The 17,604-nt window shown below is 30.7% G+C and carries 17 protein-coding genes; 14 read left to right on the top strand and 3 right to left on the bottom strand.

What is annotated here, in order from left to right; genetic code table 11:
* The first annotated feature begins 12 nt into the window (after positions 1-12).
* The 8 genes from MHH94_RS12405 (at position 13) to MHH94_RS12370 (ending at position 9,333) form a co-directional block, all read left to right on the top strand.
* Positions 13-1,122, top strand: coding sequence for a glycosyltransferase family 2 protein (locus tag MHH94_RS12405; RefSeq protein ID WP_058591809.1), 1,110 nt, complete (start codon positions 13-15; stop codon positions 1,120-1,122).
* A gap of 11 nt (positions 1,123-1,133) precedes the next feature.
* Positions 1,134-3,155 carry a CDP-glycerol glycerophosphotransferase family protein gene (locus MHH94_RS12400; RefSeq protein ID WP_325882242.1) on the top strand — a complete coding sequence of 674 codons (2,022 nt, stop codon included), beginning with the start codon at positions 1,134-1,136 and terminating at the stop codon, positions 3,153-3,155.
* A gap of 11 nt (positions 3,156-3,166) precedes the next feature.
* Positions 3,167-4,999, top strand: coding sequence for a DUF6270 domain-containing protein (locus MHH94_RS12395; RefSeq protein WP_058591811.1), 1,833 nt, complete (start codon positions 3,167-3,169; stop codon positions 4,997-4,999).
* A gap of 5 nt (positions 5,000-5,004) precedes the next feature.
* A complete protein-coding gene (gene galU, locus MHH94_RS12390) occupies positions 5,005-5,871 on the top strand; it encodes a UTP--glucose-1-phosphate uridylyltransferase GalU (RefSeq protein WP_340841296.1) in 867 nt (288 codons plus the stop codon).
* A 17-nt stretch (positions 5,872-5,888) separates the two neighbouring features.
* On the top strand, positions 5,889-7,535 hold the full coding sequence (locus MHH94_RS12385) for a phospho-sugar mutase (protein ID WP_340841295.1): 1,647 nt from the start codon (positions 5,889-5,891) through the stop codon (positions 7,533-7,535).
* A 610-nt stretch (positions 7,536-8,145) separates the two neighbouring features.
* Positions 8,146-8,568 (top strand): hypothetical protein, encoded by a 423-nt coding sequence (locus MHH94_RS12380; protein ID WP_058591814.1) that lies wholly within the window; start codon positions 8,146-8,148, stop codon positions 8,566-8,568.
* Positions 8,546-8,770: a hypothetical protein gene (locus tag MHH94_RS12375; protein WP_325888123.1), complete on the top strand. Its 225-nt coding sequence runs from the start codon at positions 8,546-8,548 to the stop codon at positions 8,768-8,770. The genes MHH94_RS12380 and MHH94_RS12375 overlap by 23 nt, the downstream gene beginning before the upstream one ends.
* Positions 8,771-9,048: 278 nt before the next feature.
* A complete protein-coding gene (locus MHH94_RS12370; RefSeq protein WP_340841292.1) occupies positions 9,049-9,333 on the top strand; it encodes a hypothetical protein in 285 nt (94 codons plus the stop codon).
* A 38-nt stretch (positions 9,334-9,371) separates the two neighbouring features.
* On the opposite strand, the gene MHH94_RS12365 is transcribed toward MHH94_RS12370, so the two are convergent.
* Together MHH94_RS12365 and MHH94_RS12360 are read right to left on the bottom strand one after the other, a co-directional pair.
* Complete coding sequence (locus tag MHH94_RS12365) at positions 9,372-10,271, bottom strand: macrolide 2'-phosphotransferase (protein WP_340841290.1); 900 nt, start codon at positions 10,269-10,271, stop codon at positions 9,372-9,374.
* Between the two features lie 42 nt (positions 10,272-10,313).
* Positions 10,314-10,916 carry a DJ-1/PfpI family protein gene (locus MHH94_RS12360; RefSeq protein WP_058591817.1) on the bottom strand — a complete coding sequence of 201 codons (603 nt, stop codon included), beginning with the start codon at positions 10,914-10,916 and terminating at the stop codon, positions 10,314-10,316.
* Between the two features lie 157 nt (positions 10,917-11,073).
* Here MHH94_RS12360 and MHH94_RS12355 point away from each other — a divergent pair, with 157 nt between their 5' ends.
* The 5 genes from MHH94_RS12355 to MHH94_RS12335 all read left to right on the top strand — a co-directional run bounded on the left by MHH94_RS12355 (position 11,074) and on the right by MHH94_RS12335 (position 15,067).
* Entirely contained in the window at positions 11,074-11,775 is a 702-nt protein-coding gene (locus MHH94_RS12355; RefSeq protein ID WP_107609151.1) for an alpha/beta hydrolase, read from the top strand.
* Positions 11,776-11,996: 221 nt separating this feature from the next.
* Positions 11,997-12,368 carry a GntR family transcriptional regulator gene (locus MHH94_RS12350; RefSeq protein WP_340841287.1) on the top strand — a complete coding sequence of 124 codons (372 nt, stop codon included), beginning with the start codon at positions 11,997-11,999 and terminating at the stop codon, positions 12,366-12,368.
* A complete protein-coding gene (locus MHH94_RS12345; protein ID WP_058591819.1) occupies positions 12,355-13,236 on the top strand; it encodes an ATP-binding cassette domain-containing protein in 882 nt (293 codons plus the stop codon). Before MHH94_RS12350 ends, MHH94_RS12345 begins: the two co-directional genes overlap by 14 nt.
* Positions 13,229-13,912, top strand: coding sequence for a hypothetical protein (locus MHH94_RS12340; RefSeq protein WP_340841285.1), 684 nt, complete (start codon positions 13,229-13,231; stop codon positions 13,910-13,912). Before MHH94_RS12345 ends, MHH94_RS12340 begins: the two co-directional genes overlap by 8 nt.
* A gap of 135 nt (positions 13,913-14,047) precedes the next feature.
* Positions 14,048-15,067 (top strand): DUF418 domain-containing protein, encoded by a 1,020-nt coding sequence (locus tag MHH94_RS12335; RefSeq protein WP_158259697.1) that lies wholly within the window; start codon positions 14,048-14,050, stop codon positions 15,065-15,067.
* A gap of 165 nt (positions 15,068-15,232) precedes the next feature.
* On the opposite strand, the gene MHH94_RS12330 is transcribed toward MHH94_RS12335, so the two are convergent.
* The gene (locus tag MHH94_RS12330; RefSeq protein WP_049319595.1) at positions 15,233-16,048 is read right to left on the bottom strand and encodes a MerR family transcriptional regulator; all 816 of its coding nucleotides are present in this window, start codon (positions 16,046-16,048) and stop codon (positions 15,233-15,235) included.
* Positions 16,049-16,201: 153 nt separating this feature from the next.
* On the opposite strand from MHH94_RS12330, the gene norA reads away from it, so the two are divergent.
* Complete coding sequence (norA, locus tag MHH94_RS12325) at positions 16,202-17,347, top strand: multidrug efflux MFS transporter NorA (protein WP_088592515.1); 1,146 nt, start codon at positions 16,202-16,204, stop codon at positions 17,345-17,347.
* Positions 17,348-17,604 lie beyond the last annotated feature (257 nt).

Below are 17,604 nucleotides of genomic sequence, written 5' to 3'. Positions count from 1 at the left end.
AGGAGAAAAATAATGAAAATTTCTGTGATATTACCTGTATATAATGTAGAGGGTTATATACAAGCATGTTTGAATTCATTATTAGAACAAAGTATAGGTGAAGAAAATTTAGAAGTAATTTTAGTAGATGATTGTTCTACTGATAACACACCAGAAAAAATCAATGAATTTAAAAATAAATTCACAAATTTTGTTTATTATCGTTTACCTGAAAATGAAGGATCGCCAGGTAAACCAAGAAATATAGGTGTAGAATTATCTACTGGAGAGTTTATTCATTTTATGGACCCTGATGACATATTAGATGAGTTTGCATATGAGACACTATTGGAATTTATGGATGAAAGCGATGATTTTTCCATGGGAAAAATGATTTCTTTTAATGAGGATGGTAGTCAGTTTGAACATACAACTTTCAGAGAATATAAGCTTAATAAAACGTATAAATCAACAAGCTTAAAAGAGACACCATTTTTTGCGCAAGTAAAAGTAGGTGTTGTATTAAAGTTGATTCGTAAATCATTTTATATCAATAATGAAATTAGTTTTATAGAAGGTATGAGAAATGGAGAAGATAAAATTGTAGATACATTACTGTACACTACAGCTTCTTCTTTTTCATATATTCCATATGTTATATATAAATATAGAAATAGAGATACAGGTGAAAATAAATCATTAACACATCAAGAAGTTGAAAGCTCAATATACAACGATATAAAAGCTTACTATGATTGTAAAAAGCATTATGATTCTGAAGCAATAGAATTCTTTAAAATCAATGTGCTTAGATCTATATTTTGGAAAATTGTAGATGATGAATTTGATTCATTAAGTAATATAAAAAAAATGAATATTTTATATTCTATATATGAAATTGTTAAAAGTTATGATGAAAATATTGTAAAGATGTACTTAAACAATGAAGAACCGATTATTAAATTAATCAGTAACAAAGACTTTGAATTAGCGATATCATATTCTGCACTATTAAATGCCCGTAGAAAATACTTTTATCAAGGGATTGAAATTGAAAAAAAATATAGAGAATTCAAGCAATTTAAGAAAAGTAAAAGTTATTTAGTGTTTAAAGCTCTGAATAAATTAAAAATTATAAAATAGGGGTATTAATTATGAAGGTATTACAAGTTTTATTTGATCTTAAGAATAAAAATATCGATTCATTTAATAGACACATTAATGATAAAACTTATGAAGAAACAATAGTCATAGATTTTGCTAAAAATCAAAGCTTTAATATAGATATAAAGAAATTTGACTATATACAATTTAATAATCCAAATTTTAATTGCGACAAAGATATTCTGATAAATACTATAAAAAAAATGGAAGTTGAACAAAAACAAATTGCACAATTTACATTAAGAGATGTAAAAAATATGACAAATTATAAATATGATTCAAAAAATTATAGAGATTTGTTTTCCACTAGTATTGTTGATACTCATTTGCTTAATTCACATAATCTACTAGAAATATTCTTCACTGCTAAGAAAAATACTTTAAATAATAATATGTTACTTGTTGAATCAAATTATATTGGTAGAGATTTAAGAAACAACTGGTATAAAGAAGATTTAATTGATCTTTTAAACTGCATGTTAATGTATACAAATTATTCAGAATTAACTAAAGTATTTCAAGATGATAGTGAAATAATAAAATTTCTAGATTTTATTATTGATAATAGAGTATTTGAAAAATTAGTAAAAAAAAGCGTTAAATTCGAATTATTACAAAAAATCAAAGAAAGATTTAGTGGATTTTATTTATTAAGATCGAAAGAAAATACACCTTTATATTTATTTTATTCACTAACAATGAAATCATATTTTGATGAAGCATTACAAGCTCTAACCTTATATCGAAGTAGAAGATATTGGTATAATAGTAATGAAAAATATAGTAATGAATTTAACGGTGAAGAGATTAATATAAGGGATACCAAAGCGTGGAAAAAAACACAAAAATTACGAGATACAAGGATTAACTTAAAATCTAGTTATTATAAAGTAGAGAAAGGTATCCTCAAAAAAATATCAAGTTTATTAAAGCTATTTAATAAACAACAAATTTGGTTACTAAGTGAAAGAAGAAATAGTGCATCGGATAATACATTTTATTTATTTAAATATTTAATGGAGAATGACCAAAAGGTTAAACCGTACTATTTAATCGAAAAAAATGCTAATGAACCAATAAAAAAATTAAAAAAATACGGCAATATTGTTTATTTTGGTTCGTTTAAACATAAATTATTTATGTTACTTGCAGATAAATTTGTGACATCATTTACATTTGAAGAAACGATGGCGCCATTTAATGCAGAACAATATAAAGAAATATATGCAAATGAGTTAAATAAGAAAAAAATCATCTCCATTCAACATGGTATGATCATCCATAATATTTCACCATATTTAAGTAAACATCAATATAGAACAGACTATATTACAGCCAATAGTATATATGAAAAAGCAATAATTAAAGACACACTCGGTTTCAAAGATGAAGAAATATTAATAACAGGTATGGCTCGCCATGATAATTTACTCATCAATTCTAGAAAGACGAATCAAATACTATTTATGCCTACTTGGCAAAGAGGGTTGCAGAATTTAAGTGAAGCGCAGTTTATAGAAACAGAATATTTCAAGAAAATTCATGAATTAGTAAATAATACAGAGGTACATAATTATTTACTAAAAAATAGATTAAAAATGTACGTTTTAATGCACCCACAATTCGAAAAATTTGCTGGACATTTTGTTAATAATAATAAACTCATTAAATATGTGAGTACGACAGAAGTTGAAATACCTGACCTTATCGCAAATAGTCTCTTTCTTTTAACAGATTTCTCATCTGTTGCGGTAGACTTCTTATTCCAAAAGAAGAATGTTATCTTTTATCAATATAACAAGTATGCATCCCACCATGTTCCGTCTAAACAAATTGAATATTCAGATATAGGAACTATCGTTGTGAACCTAGAAGAAATGTTGGATTCATTACAAGAAATAGAAAGTAATAACTTTGATTTGTTACCTAAATATTTAGATTCGTATGAAAAGTTATTTGAAGTTAAAACAAATATAAGGGAAAGAATTGTTGAAAATATTAAGAACCTTTAAAGGTGGTAACTATGGATACTAAAATTAGTTGTTCGCAAAATAATATATATATATCTGAAAAGTTAGTTCAAAGTCAAATAGATTATAAATATAGAGATAAAATTGGAATATTTTCAAAAAAATTTCCGTTGAATCTTAGTCATGAGAATGGATTCATTAAAATTAACTTAAACCTCAATTTTGGTTCAAATATTAGTGAAGACAGAAGTATCGAAATTCCAATAAATGAAAGCATTCAATTTAACGAAATGATAGAGGATGTAAATGAACTATATAATATATCAATTCAAGCTATTGAACATAAAATTATTATTGATATTACACAAAAACAAAAAGGCATTTTAAAGTTTGATGATATAATAAACCAACCCAATATTAAGAAACGTTATCTACTTAGAAAAATGATCAATAATAATCCGTTGTATTATACAGAACAAATGTACTTAAATAACTGTTTAGACATAAGTGAAATAGTTGATTTGATTTGTAACAACAGCATGAAGACGCAAGATTGGAAATTGTTAATTGAGTATAAAGATGATAATGATAATTCTTTAATCAATGAACTTAGTGTTTCAGAGATCTATAATAAATATCAAGATGATTTTAAAAAAGCGAATGTACTTATAAATCATTCTAAAAATATATTGAGATTTGATGAAATAAAGAATATATTGACTGATTATATAATTTTTAATGAGGAATATTTTGAATTGAAGTTGAATCACTATGATGCAAATCATAAGTTATATATCGTTAAAAGGGAAAGAGAAGCCAATCCATTTAATTACAAATCGTACATAATTAAAGAGATGGATGATGTAACACTTTCAATTAAGGTTCCTTACAATGAATTGTTAGTAGATTGGGCTAAGAATGGTGATAATATTGACATTCTATTTGGTACTAATTTAAATACAGCACAGTTTATAGAAATAAGTGAAAATTCTAAAATTCCAAAAAATTATATATTATTATCTAATAACTTTGATGGTAAATTTTATTTAAATGGACGCAAAGCTCTATCCATATATATTAAGAAAAAGACTAAAAAAGTTAGTGAGCATGCAACTAAAGTTGCGGTATTAGGAACGTGCTTTTCACGTAATGCATTTAATACGTCGGACTACTTTAATCCAGAGTATAAAGCACTCACGGAATGTGTTTATACACAGTTTCATAGTACGATTGAGTCACTTATAAGTGATATTAATGCACCTAAAGAATTACTAGACACATATCGAGATGACAATGAATTTAAACATATTAACACAGATTTAACGAAATCGTTCTTTGAAGAATTAAATGAAAGTGGTGCAGAATATATTATTATTGATTTATACCCTGATGCGACATTAAATCAGTTAACATTAGAAAATGATTCCGTCATTACCTATAATTATTTAATAAAAGAGAATGTTAATCTAGGTCGATATGTAAAAGGCTGGGGCGATGAGAAATTCAGTAATGAGGAATCATTTATTTCTAGATGGTTGAATAATTTAAACATATTTATGGATAAGCTCACTCAAATCATTCCTGAACATAAGATTATTCTAAATAGAGGTAGATTATCAAAATATTACTATGAAGATAACGACGTTAAACAATTTGGAACGATTCATTTGATTAATAGAAATAATTATTATTGGGAGTTACTGGATAATTTATTTATTCAACATTATCCTAAAGTTAATGTGGTAGATATAACAGATAAACCATATAAATCAGATAAAAATTATCCATTTGGATTTTCATATTCACATTATGAAAGCGACTATTACAAAACTTTTTATAGTGAAATTATAAAAATATTGTATAAAAATAAATTAGATATAGGATGAGCATTATGAATAAAATAAAAAAAGCAATTATACCTGCAGCTGGTTTAGGAACAAGATTTTTACCTGCTACAAAAGCTATGCCGAAAGAAATGTTACCAATATTAGATAAACCGACGATACAATATATTGTCGAAGAAGCAGCACGTGCTGGCATAGAAGATATTATTATTGTGACGGGTAAACATAAACGTGCGATTGAAGATCATTTCGACATTCAAAAAGAACTTGAAACAACATTATATGAAAAAGGCAAACTAGAATTACTCGATAAAGTTCAATATTCAACAGAATTAGCGAATATTTTCTATGTCAGACAGAAAGAACAAAAAGGATTAGGGCATGCGATATATACAGCGAAACAATTCATTGGAAATGAACCTTTCGCAGTACTTTTAGGTGATGATATTGTGGAGTCTGATAATCCGGCTATTAAACAATTAATGGAACAATATGAAGCGACAGGTAAATCCGTTATCGGCGTTCAAACAGTGCTTGAAACAGAAACACATCGTTATGGTATTATTGATCCAAAGGAGCAAGTGGAACGTTTATATGAAGTTAATCGATTTGTGGAAAAACCAGAACAAGGTACTGCGCCATCAAATCTAGCGATTATGGGTAGATACGTGTTATCACCAAGAATATTTGATTATCTGGAAAATCAAGATGAAGGTAGTGGCGGAGAGATTCAATTAACAGATGCCATCGAACGTTTAAATAAAGATGATAAAGTATACGCATATGACTTTGAAGGTCAACGTTATGATGTTGGTGAAAAAATAGGGTTTGTGAAGACGACGATAGAATATGCATTGAAAGACCAAGAAATGCGTGACGAAATTATACGTTATCTACAATCATTAGATATTTAGGTAAAGGAGCTAGAACTTTGAGAGCACAATGGGAACAAAGAATATCTGAAAGCTTAGTTGAACAGTTTTATAATGTTCAAACAGAAGAAGAGATTGAAGCGGGATTTACGGATGTCTTATCATTTGGTACAGCTGGTATTAGAAGTACCTTCGGTATAGGACCAGGTAGATTGAATAAATTCACAATTCAAAAGTTTGCGCTAGGTTTAGCTAAATATTTAACTCATATTACAAATATGCCTAAAATCCTTATTCATTTCGATACACGTCATTTATCTAAAGAATTTGCGTTAGAAATCGCGAAAGTATTAGGTACCAATGGTATTGAAGTAATCTTGCCAGAAACCTATAAATCGACACCAGAACTGTCATTTGCAGTGAGAAACTTAAAAACAACAGCGGGTATTATGATTACGGCAAGCCATAATCCTAAGAACTATAATGGCATTAAAGTATACGGTCCTGATGGAGGTCAGCTGTTAACAGAGCCTTCATTAGAATTAAGTCGTTATATAGACACAGTGGAAGATCCATTAAATATACAAACTTATGACTTGGAAACATTACAGGAACGTGGATTGATTCTACCATTTAAAGAAGAGACGACTGAAGCTTATAAGGATGAAGTTAAAGAACTTGTCGGTTCATTTGAAACATCGCAAACAAAAACAGTGTTAACAAGTTTACATGGCACAAGTCTGCCTTTATTGTCAGATGTGCTTGAAGATTTGTCATATACAAACTATGTTGTTGAAGAAAAGCAATCTACACCTAACGGTGATTTTCCAACAGTGCGTATAGCCAATCCGGAAGAAGCAGATACGTTTGATTTAAGTAGACAATTAGCTGAGAAAGAACGAGCTCAACTCATTATCGCAACCGATCCAGATGCCGACAGAATCGGTATTGTTGAATGTTATGAAGATGGGACAACAAGATATTTTAATGGTAATGAGATTGGACTATTACTCATTAAACTAAGATATGCGCAATTAACAAGTGGTGTTCATAAGTATATGATTAAATCTGTCGTAACAGGTGCATTAAGTGAAAAACTAGCTCAATCATTAAACATCGGCGTCATTAATGTCTTAACGGGCTTTAAATATATCTCGGAACAATTAAAGAATTTAAAAAATAATGAGTCTAATCTTGTACTGGCTTTCGAAGAAAGCCATGGCTATTTAGTAGAAGATTTCTCAAGAGATAAAGATGCCATACAAACAGCAGCGCTATTGATTAAATATAAAGAACAACTGGCACAAGACAATCAAACATTTAAAGATGTGTTAGACAATATTTATCAAGAACTTGGTCATTATAAAGACAGGACCCTTTCACCAACATTTGATGGTGCAGAAGGGCGACATAAAATCCAACAAATTATGAATGACTTTAAACAATTAGAAACAATCGATATAGAGAACTTAACACCACTGTTTATAGAAAATTATATTACGAAAGAATCACGTGATATACAAAGTGGAGAAACACGAACTATTGACTTACCTCAAACAGATCTCATTAGGTTTATATTTGAAGAAGGATTTATAGCAATCAGACCATCAGGAACAGAACCAAAAATGAAACTGTACTTCTCATTAAACGTAGAGAATTTGGACGACGTCATTGAGGAATTTGAAGGAAAGTTTAATTTGAAATAAGAAGTATAATGATAGTGTTTTCATTGATACAAGAGATAGTGTAATGTTGATTTCAAATAAATACTAAAAATGGTCTTTATTTATAACTACTCAAACAAATGGCCATATCCATTATCAACATAGTGTATTAGCTTACAATTATAGATTAAGTAATATTTCAGCAGTTATTAGTAGAGGCAATCGAGTTCCCTTTGTGTTTGCAATATAAGTCTTAGAAGAAGATCAACCTGTGGTTAGATCCTAGGAAGTTATATTTTAATAAAATTATTATTTATTTAAAAATAGGTAAATAAATTATATCAAAGTGAATATTAATAATCAGTTATAAGTGTGTGTTGCTTATAACTTTTTTATGTTATTTGACATAGGTCTACTGAGCACTTTGATGCATATAAATATGATAAGTATTTCAATATATATAGACATTTGTAAACTTTTTATCAATATTATTAATATTGATAAAAAGTTTTTATTTTAAAAAACTATTAACAAATTTTATATACTTGTATGTTTATTGCTTAGTAACTAAAGTTTAAATATAGAAAAAATGGTATTCACGATTAGTTTTGGGCATTATAAGGGGTAAATTATAGGTAAACAAGGTAACTATATGAGTGCTTTATATAGATTAAAAAATATGCTTGTAAGGAGATTTGACTGTATATCTACAAAAGATAAGACAGATAAAGTTGTTGTTGAATTTAAATATAAGAACTATTTAATGTTTAATATTGATCTCTTTACATTGCGTATTCAAAATAAAACAGTTTCAACTGTCGTAAAGAAAATAGGTATAAATCGGTTAAGAGTTGAAATTGACAAAGAGTTATTGAATTTTGAGTCTAACGAGCCATTTATTAAAATCAATTGCTTTTATAATGGTAAGAAATTATGGATTAGAAACAAAACTAAAGGAACTATCTATTTAACGTTAAATAATCAGTTATGCGAATTTGAATGTACAAAGAATATGTATATAAAAAGTTTAAATGCTGGATATTCATTTGTGAATGAAAAAGTTTCATTTCTTTAGAAAAGGTATTTTAAGAACTATTCATGAGACTTTCTTAGGTGACATCTTCTATGATGAAAAGAAACTAGTAAATCAGATATATGACTATGTTATTAATGATTCATTTAAAAATATAGAATTAGAAAAAGACAGTATCTTTAAACATATTGATAAATCTAATAATGAAAGAATTTATAATAGTATTGTTAAAAATTTCAAATAAAATAATTCAAAGGTTAGGACACCATTTTTGTCCTAACCTTTTTTATTTCACGTTATAAAATTGTAATTCTTTTTATAAGATATCCCCAATAACAAACATTTCTTTTTTAGTACGACATGATAGATATAATACATAATACTAAGTAGAAGGTTGGGATATTTATGGTTTATTTGTTTGATAAGGGGAGGTTTGTTACGACGGCTCGTAATAAACCTAAAGTAATCTATGCGCTTCATGAGCCTACTGGTAGGTAGTTAAATGATGAGCTACCTAAGAAGTTGCTTGTTATTTTTACTTGTATGCCAGATGCTAAGCGATATGATAGTTCGTTGATTCCGAACAGGATGTTTCTTAAGTTCTTTGATGGTAATGAATATACGAAATATGTGATATGTAGTGAGTATGTCGAATTGTATTATAAACAGACAGATTGTATTGATGCATCTAAGATTTACAAAATCAACTTAGCAGATAAACATATTACGTCACATCCTGAAGTTTCAAGAAATAGCGTGCCGGAACAATTAACCATCTTAAATAATTTCTTTGCAACACATATATAAAGGTTAGCTCACACGAGCTAACCTTTTTTGATACGATCTTATTCATCAACGCCTAATTCTTTCTTAGCCATCTTCTCATATGCCGCTTCTCCTGAGGCAATTGCAAATTCAGCGATAAACATTGGGAATACTGCATTTAATTCAATAATATGTTCTTTCATATGTGGCCATGTCGTACCGCCTGCTTTATCATAAGCTTCTATTAGTTCATCTAGTCCTTCATCGCCAAATACACGGTGATGTCCCATGAAATCATTGGAGGGGTCTGCGTGACTGGCTTCTGTCCAATCTATAAGACCTGTCACATTTGCTTCTTTATCCACCATAATATGTCCTGGGTGCAAGTCTCCGTGTATCATCGTGACATGATTCGGCCAGAGCTCATCTCTATCTAACCATTTTTGCCATCTATTCCATAGGTCAGGGGAGACTCCGAACGTTTCTTTCACTTTATGCATACGCTCTTGATAATCTTGTTTAATTTGTTGAATCGTTGTCGTCTTAATTTCACTTGAAACGAGTTCTTCGTCTGTTATTCTATGCAAATCAACAAGTACTTCTGCCAGTGTATTAATAAAGTTCTGAGGCACGGGTTTATGTTCTATTTCCCATACGTATTGTTGTAATTCAGTATCAATTGTAGCTGCAGGTACGCCTGTTAGTTTAGGATACGCAATTAAAGTTTCTTTATGAATTTGCCAATTAGGTACTTCAAATGATACATGTTGTTGTATGAAGTCTACGGTTTCTTTTTCTGAATCTGTTCGCTCGTACACTTCTGGTCTTCTAGGTATACGTAATACCCATTCAACACCATGTCTATCTTCAGCAAATGCTACTTGAAAATCAAGTCCTGATTCGTTTATTGTAATGGATTCAGGTTGAATATCTAAACCACATTCTGCGGCAATCGTGACAATGTTTTCATGTTGTGTCATATTGAGCGCTCCTTAAAGGTTATTTTTATATTTCTTCGTTTCTTATCCGATTTCTCCGTATTTCATCTTATAAGATACATAACCTGATTTATAAAAGTACTTTTGTTTTTCAGCTTCTTTGTAATCCACAAGTCCTAATGCAAGAATCACATTAAAAGCAAAGTCTACTGCACTAGATCCGTTTGCTGTGACGAGGTTCTTATCAACGACACTATCTTCATTCATAAAGTCTAATGCGTTTGTATAGGCTTTGTAGTTCTCTTCTGTCGTCCATTGGTTTAAATCATTTCCTGTATGTTTATATCCCGTAAGTAAACTATTTCGTGCAAAAAAGTCAACGGCCGCACATATTGCGCCTACAACAATATTGTTGTCTAATGACGTCTTAATGAGTTGTACGAGATGTTCATTTTCAATTTGTGACCAATTGTTACCGCCAATGATAATTAAAGCATCGTAAGGCTCTTTAATGTCATCTATTGTATAGTCAACAATTGTCTTCAATTGGCCGATAGATGTCACAGTTGATTCACCTAATGATACTGTATCGATTTCAAATCCGTGCGACATAGCGAGTTCTGCAGCAACGTAACTGACTTCCCAATCTGCATATGCTTCTGTAAGAACGATTAGCGCTTTTTTCATAAAAATAACACCCCTTGTTAAATTTATTTATAGATTATTTTTATCATGATACAAAGACATCTTATATGCAAATGATAACTAACGGTATTTATGGTATGATGTAATAAATGATAACGTTTCTCAATTGTAAAAGGGAATATAACGGGAGTGAAAAGTTATGCAAGTTGTACAAAAATTTTTATGGAATGATCGATTCGTAACGGTGGCAATGCCAGTTGGTTATGATGAACAAAATCCTAAACCATTTAAGACAGTAATCGTTCAAGATGGGGATTATATATTTAATAAACTGATTGAAGACAAGCCAAGAAATATTATGTATGTTGGTATTGAACCGGTTGATAGAAATAGGGAGTATACACCATGGGAAGAGAAAGTTGATCAAGCACATTATGCGGGAAATGCTGATCAATATTTAGATATGTTGGAATTTGAATTAATACCATTTCTTAAAGAACATTATCATATCTTTGATGAAGCAGAATATTTAGCAATCGGTGGTGGCTCTTTCGGCGCGTTAGTCTCATTATATGCTTTATTAACACGTCCACACTTATTTGGTAGCTATATCTTAATGTCTGCTTCTATGTGGTATCCGAACTTTTTAGATTTCATTAAAAATAGTAAATCAATAGAGTATCCACGTCATATTTATTGGTATGTAGGTGAGCAAGAAGGGGTAGAATATCCTAATATTTTAAAATGGATGGTACCGAATACGTATGAAGCGGTTGAATTGGTGAAAGAGAAGCTGGTCAATGATGATTCGACTTTAACGTTTATTACTGATGAAGAAGGTATCCATAGACATGAATACTTTGAAAAATATTTCGACAAAGCGATTCATACGTTGTTTTAGATGTATATAACTATAAAGGACTTAGACATGATGAGGTGTCTAAGTCTTTTTTGTTGTTTAAATAATTAAATTTAACGTACGTGAATTGCTGATATAATAGGGGTTAACATCGTTTAGGACGAATGAAATAAATGAAGAATGTTTGACAAATAGCATGAATGATATTATAGTTGATTACACAACTAATCAACCAATCATGTTATAGGATAAGGAGAATGAAAATGAAACCTATTTTAAATGAAGATACACCTATATTTTTGCAAATTGCAGATATGATTAAAGATGATTTAGTTGAAGGACTTTTGTCAGAAGGCGAACAAATACCTTCCACAACGGAACTTTCAAACTTTTACAATATTAATAGAGCGACGGCTCAAAAAGGTATTGCACTGTTGATGGATGAAGGCATTGTAGCTAAGAAGAGAGGGATTGGTGTATTTATAGCTGAAGATGCGCGCGACAAGCTCGTAAATACAAGAATGCAAGACTTCTCAAACTCTTATATCCAAAACATGGTTAAAGAAGCTAAGAGACTTAATATAAGTAAGGAAGAACTCATAAGAAGGGTGGAACAAGACTATGACAATCATTGATATTCAGAACATGTCGTTTAAGTATAAAGATGAATATGTACTTCAAGATTTAACACTTCAAGATGATGAACCAATGATTATTGGTTTATGGGGACGAAATGGTTCTGGTAAGACGACGTTAATGAAACTCATGTCAGGTCAAGAAAAACAAAATTCAGGTGACATAGCGATATTAAACTATAAACCTTATAACAATGCAGAAGCTTCAAAGCAAATTACGTATTTAAGAGAGAATCACTTCTTTGGAAAGTCATGGAATGTAAATGACGCGATGAAATTTGCAGCGATGTTCAATGACAATTGGGATCAAGAAGAAGCGGATTATTTAATAGATTTATTTGAACTACCACGAAAGAAGAAGATTCGAAACTTTTCTAAAGGTATGAAATCAATGGTTCAAAGTATAATTGGGCTTGCAAGTCATGCACCTGTAACAATGTTAGATGAACCGACAAACGGATTAGATGCTTATATGAGAAAGTTATTTACACAAGCGTTGAGAGAATCGTTCGAAGCGGATCCGAGATATATTATGATAGCTTCTCATCATATTAAAGAAATTGAGAAGATATGTGAAAAGCTCATTGTTATATCTGATCATCGTGTGAAGTTACATGAACCGATTGAATACTTTCAATCTAGAGGTGCGATATTAGTTGGTAAATTAGAGGATATCCATCAAATTACTTCTAAGGATGCTATTATCGAGCAATCAACGATTATGAGTCAGCATAAAGTGATGGCGGATATCCCTTATGATGCAGCATTACAAGAACAGTGTAGAGCGTTGAATGTGAAAGTTGATAAAGCAAGTATTCAAGATTATTTAGTAAATATGACAATGACAAAGGAGGCTAATCATGGGTGATTTAAAAGGGTCTTTCTCGATTATCTTTAAAGAACTAAAAGTACAATTATATACGTTTAGTATCGTACTTGTTGTTTTAGCCGCGATATACTTTGTAATTGGATTTTATATTGAACCATCAGATTCATTTAATCCTTTATTATCTGGGCCAGTATACGGCATATTAGGTTTCTTACCATTATTCATGTTTGGTGATCCACTTAAATCATCAATTGAACTTGGTGCGACAAGAAGACAGTATATCGTAAGTTTATGGCTAAGTTACATTATATTTATAGTTATGATGCTTATCATTCAAGAAGTGATTAGCTTTATATTAGAACGTGTAGCAAGTGTGACGAATAGCGACGTAACACTTATGAGAATATCGGATATACTGCCTAACGCTAGTGGATTGGATAGTATGTGGGTGGATTTCCTAGCTATTTTGTTTATCGCAGGAATTTGTTTCTTACTCGGTGCGATTATTTATCGCATAGGTGTTATCCCAACAATGATCGGTGTACTATTTCTAGGTGTCATCGTATTTATCTGGTTTGTACTCGGTAATTTCACGCCATTCTTCAAATGGGTATATCAGCATATTTATGAAATGTTTCATATATTAGGCGCAATTGGAATCATATCAGCATTATGTATATATCCAATTATGATTCAAGCAAGATTGAAGGCATAGAAGTAAAAGGCTAGGACAACTTGAATTGTCCTAGCCTTTTATAATGCGATGTGACAGGGCATGTGACAATATTGTTCGTTGTATTTTTTTGTATAAATGATAAATTATAACAAGGAATTAAGGGAGGCATTTGTTATGAATCCAACTGCATCGAATCATCGTATTTATGAATTAGATTATATTAGAGGATTTGCTTTATTAGGTATTATTTTTCTTAATGTTTCGAGCATTATACAAGTACCATTTGATTTTTCATTATTAGAAGTTCGTTATCAGAAGTTTTTAGATATATTTATTGAATCAAAGTTTATGTCGATTTTTTCATTTTTGTTTGGTGTTGGTTTTTATATTTTTATCAATCGTGCGAAAGAAAAAAGTGAGCAACCATATGTAATTTATTTGAGAAGAATTGTAATATTGGCGCTGTTAGGATTAGGACATATGCAACTCCAACCGGGAGAGGTATTGCTTGTTTACGCTATATTTGGTTTAGTATTGCTACCACTGTTTAAAGTGAATAAATGGGTGAATTTCGCAATCGGTATGATACTCTTATGCGTAGCGATTGGATTGGGCGGTAAAATATTAATGCCACTTCCACTGTTCACTTTAGGTTTAACATTTGCCCAATTTGGTCTACATCAAAAAATGTACCAATATAGACAGTATTATGCCATTATTGCGCTATTGACGATGATCATTTCGGTAATCGGCATCTATTATTTGAATCAAATCTATGTTGGCGCTTCTTACCAAGCGATTAAATATACAGGTATCACTGAAGCGCAATATTTGAAACAATATGCTTTAACGAATCAATTGATTTTAATTTTGAGTCCAATTATGACGATATGTTACTTTAGTGTACTCGTCACGTTGTTACAATATAAAGTCGTGCAACAATTATTGAAACCGTTAAGAACGTATGGGCAAATGGCACTTACGAATTATATCGGGCAGACGTTGTTGATACTATTGTTTAGCTATGGATTAGGTTTGTCAGATTGTCGTTTAATCCATACGGCGAATCTTTGTTTAATCATTCTTGTGATACAGTTAATATTCTCAAGTTTATGGCTAAGTTACTTTAAATATGGTCCGTTAGAATACTTGTGGAAAATCGGTACTTATTTCAAGATGTTTCCGATAAAATAATAGAGACTGGGACATAATGTAATGTCTCAGTCTCTTGTAGTATCTTGGCAGTAGATGACTGAATTGAAATGCGCTTGTACCAAGCTTTTTCAACTCTAGTCATCCTTGCCGGGGCGGGACTACGAAATCTTTTTTTACAAATTAGATTTCTGTCCCGCTCACTTTTTATATGATTTCAATCATAATTTTAGTGATATATTCATTCTCATTATTTTTAATAACTGAATCAAATACATATTCTTCATATACATATTCACCCATCGTTAAATTCAATTCATCGATTTTATTTAGCATTTTGTTATACGCTTCTTCAACATGTTCATCAATCCCAATATAATAACCGACTAAATATTTACCTTTTAACGTAACGGTATTTTTGTAGTGCTTTTTAGAATTTGGGATATTCACGTAAAGGTAACTATAATGATAATAATTACCACTTAAAATATCATTTTTATGCGTTACGACACCAATTGGCTGACTAGAAAAAATTTCGTGTGATTTCAGCTCATCAATAAACTGGTTAATCGAAATTAAGAAATCGAGTTCTGAAGCATTCGCGATGTTGTCACTGATATAGAAAGTCATTTCATCATATTCTTCAATTTCAATTTGATCAAAGGATGTTTCCATTGCATCTCTGATGAGTTGAATCTTACTATCAATGATCATTTCATTGTATTCTAAATGCTTCTTCTGCTCTTGGATCGTTTTTTTCTGTTGTGTCATCAAATTTAAAAAGTGCTCTGGTGATTTATTTTGTGTGTATTCTTTAATTTCTTTTAATGGCATGCCGAGTTCTTTCAATAAAGTAATCACACTTATAAGTTCAATTTGTTTAATGGAGTAATATCGGTACCCAATTTCATTTTTATAATCTGGTTTAAAAAGATTGATTTTATCATAGTATATGAGTGTCTGACGGCTAACATTTGTTAAGCTTGCAAACTCACTTATAGGTATTTGATTAATTTTTTGCATAAATTAAGTTCCTCCTATTGACTGTATAGTTACTATACACTATAAATTGTATATATTAAAGATTGCATTATGTTATGCAAATCAAAATAAATAGATTAGAATATAGTGAAAATCACTTAATATTTATAAAAGTAATGAAGAAGGAGGTCTAAAATGAATAATAAGTTAAATGTTTTATATTTTAATATATTTTTAATGTTTTTAGGTATTAGTATTGTCATACCAGTATTACCTACAATTTTGCATGATTTAGATTTAAATGGAAGTGATTTAGGCTTGCTGGTCGCAGTATTTGCAATGTTCCAAATGATCGCTTCACCGTTTGGAGGACGATTTGCAGATAAGTTTGGCAAAAAAATTATTATCATTATCGGCCTGCTGTTATTCTCCATTTCAGAATTTATTTTCGCAATGGGTAATACATTTTCAATACTTTTAGTTTCAAGAGTATTAGGTGGCATTAGTGCAGCGTTTGTCATGCCTGGTGTAAATGGTATGATTGGTGATTTATCAACTTCAGAAAATAGAGCAAAGAACTTTAGTTATATGTCAGCCGTTATTAATACAGGGTTCATAGTTGGACCAGGTGTAGGAGGATTCTTAGCAGAAATTTCGCATAGAATGCCTTTTTATTTTGCTGGTGCACTTGGAATCATCGCTTTGTTATTCTCAGTATTCCTTTTAAAAGAAGCAAGTGACGATGATTCAAATGAAACAGCACGTCCTAAAGTCAAAGAGCCATTTCCATATAAATTGTTTGTCGTACCTGTCATCATTATGTTGATATTGTCTTACGGTTTAGCATCTACCGAAACAATGTTCTCATTATATACAGCAGAGAAAGTAGGCTTTGAACCGAAAGATATTTCTATCGCGATTACAGGCGGAGCAATAGTAGGGGTTATATTCCAATTATTCTTATTCGAGAAACTTGTCGGTAAGATCGGTGAAATTAAATTAACGCTATTCTCATTAATCTACTCAGTGTTAATTCTAGGAGCTTTTGTATATGCTTCTCACTACATTACAGTGATGTTAGTCAGTTTCGTAATATTTATAGGATTTGATTTGATCAGACCATCTATGACGAACTATTTCTCTAAATTAGCAGGTAATAACCAAGGAACAGCAGGTGGCTTGAACTCAGCAGCCACAAGTGTTGGTAACTTGATAGGACCATTAGTAGCCGGAGCAGCATTCGATATTAAAATCGACTTCCCGTTATTTATTGCCATGGCATTCTTTATCATCGCTTCAATTATCATCGCATTTTATAGACCAGATAAATTAAAATTCTAATAAAAAGTCAGGGACATCTCGCGTGATGTCCCTGACTTTCTTTTTCGGAGAAGTAAATGGGGTGAGGAGTGTATTGGGGATGGTGTGATGGATAGAGAGGTTTGTAATTATAGAAATGGGGTCGACAAGATAAATAGGAGCGTTGTATTTATCAAGACTGAGTAAACAAGATAAATAGGAACCTCGAATATTGCAAGTGGAGGGTGACTAGCAATGTTGGAGCCGTGAATATTGCAAGTGGGCCATGACTAGCAACA

It is taken from the genome of Mammaliicoccus sp. FSL K6-3158 (assembly GCF_038005105.1).
In the GTDB taxonomy this organism is placed as follows: Bacteria; Bacillota; Bacilli; order Staphylococcales; family Staphylococcaceae; genus Mammaliicoccus; species Mammaliicoccus sciuri.
Note: the sequence above shows the minus strand (reverse complement) of the source record. Positions and strands in the feature narration are given on the sequence as shown.